Origin of the sequence: Sulfuricaulis sp., assembly GCF_049587675.1 — a bacterium.
Taxonomy (GTDB): Bacteria; Pseudomonadota; Gammaproteobacteria; order Acidiferrobacterales; family Sulfurifustaceae; genus Sulfuricaulis.
Map to the genome: position 1 here is coordinate 1 of NZ_JBAVEJ010000120.1, position 1694 is coordinate 1694.

General features: G+C 60.2%; 2 protein-coding genes. Both read left to right on the forward strand.

The window, feature by feature from the left end:
* The first annotated feature begins 188 nt into the window (after positions 1–188).
* Positions 189–635: a hypothetical protein gene (locus tag WB402_RS06220; protein ID WP_424206055.1), complete on the forward strand. Its 447-nt coding sequence runs from the start codon at positions 189–191 to the stop codon at positions 633–635.
* A gap of 265 nt (positions 636–900) precedes the next feature.
* On the forward strand, positions 901–1694 hold a 794-nt coding region (locus tag WB402_RS06225; protein ID WP_424206056.1), incomplete at its 3' end, for an acetate--CoA ligase family protein.

Below are 1694 nucleotides of genomic sequence, written 5' to 3' on the forward strand. Positions count from 1 at the left end.
CATGCCCGCCTGCGGGGGAATGACGACAAACTTAGTTTTCGTGGGGATGACGGCAATGTTGCAGGGGTGGAACCACCCAGAAATAGCCTTTCCAGTCGTTTGCGGAGCGCACACAAAACATCTCCGTCAACCTCCCTCAAGTTGCCGCGTTAAGCAATCCTGATGCAACCAACAAATGGAGTTTTTTCATGAAATTAAACATCCGTTCTCTTGTTTTAATCCCGGCCTTCCTGGGGCTGTTCGCAGGTGTGGCGCTGGCTGATGATGCCGCTGGCAAACCCGGGCCGGCGCCCAATCGTCAACAGTGGTGTGCCGACAACCCGCAGAAGTGCCAGGAAATGAAAACCCGCATGCAGGAAAAATGCGCGCAGGACCCGAAGCGCTGTGAGGAGATCAAGGCTCGTATGGCGGAGCGCAAGGCCAAGTGCGACGCCAACCCCGAGGAATGCCAGAAGCAGCGCGAACAGATGAATGCGCACCGCGCTGAAATGCGCGCTAAATGCGAAGCCAACCCGGAAGAGTGCAAGAAAAGGCGCGAGGAGATGCGCGAGCACCGCGAGAAGTGCCGTGAAAACCCCGACAGCTGCAAGCACCCTGGCCGTGACATGGCTCCGGCGGGAAAACCGAGCACATAATGTAGAGCCTCAACAATTAGGGAACCCACTCATCAAGTTTCCCGTTCGCCCTGAGATTGTCGAAGGGTGAGCGGGAAATGCCGTAAATGATAGACGATTTGTCCATTCGTGGTTCGACAGGCTCACCACGAACGGACTTAATCAGAGGTTCCTTAATTCTCGTTAGTCAGGTGCCTTCCAGCAAAACTCCACCCGGCGGCGCAGCAAAATATACGGCATCGCGTACAATAGGCCCATCGGCGTAATGCACTGAGAGCACTGACACATGGGTCCGCATTACCTTGATCGGCTGTTTGCCCCGCGCGCCATCGCGGTTTTCGGCGCGTCGGACCGAAAAGACTCGGTCGGTGGACGCGTTCTGCATAATTTACTGGCGGCCGGTTTCGACGGGCCGATCTTTCCCATCAATCCTAAGCATGACACCGTGGCCGGGCGGCGCTGTTTCCACTCGATTGCCGAGACGGATGCGCCCGTGGATCTGGCGGTGATCGCCACGCCGGCCGCCACGGTGCCGGGAATCATCCATGAATGCGGCGAACATGGCGTGCGCGCGGCGATCATCCACTCGGCGGGGTTTACCGAAGGCCAGGAAAAGACCACCGGCATCGAACTCGAAACGGCGCTACTGGCCGAGGCGCGGCGTTACCATATGCGCCTGCTCGGACCGAACTGCCTCGGGCTGATACGCCCCGCGGCGAAACTCAACGCCACGTTCACCAATAATACCGCGCGCTCCGGCTCGCTCGCGCTGGTATCGCAATCCGGCGCGCTGTGCACGGCGATTCTCGACTGGGCCGAGGCCCATCACGTCGGCTTCTCGGCGGTGGTGTCGCTGGGCGAAGGGTCGGATATCGATTTTGGCGACTTGCTCGATTACCTCGCGGTCGATCCCGCCACGCACAGCATCCTGCTCTACATCGAGGGTATCCGGCAATCGCGCCGATTCCTGAGCGCGTTGCGTGTCGCCGCGCGCCTGAAACCGGTCGTGGTCGTCAAGGCCGGGCGGCATGCCGCGGGGTCGCGCGCCGCGATGTCGCATACCGGCGCATTGGTGGGCGC

Coding starts and splice junctions, on each gene's coding strand:
- WB402_RS06220 (WP_424206055.1), top strand. CDS start 189: ATGAAATTAAACATCCGTTCTCTTGTTTTAATCCCGGCCTTCCTGGGG.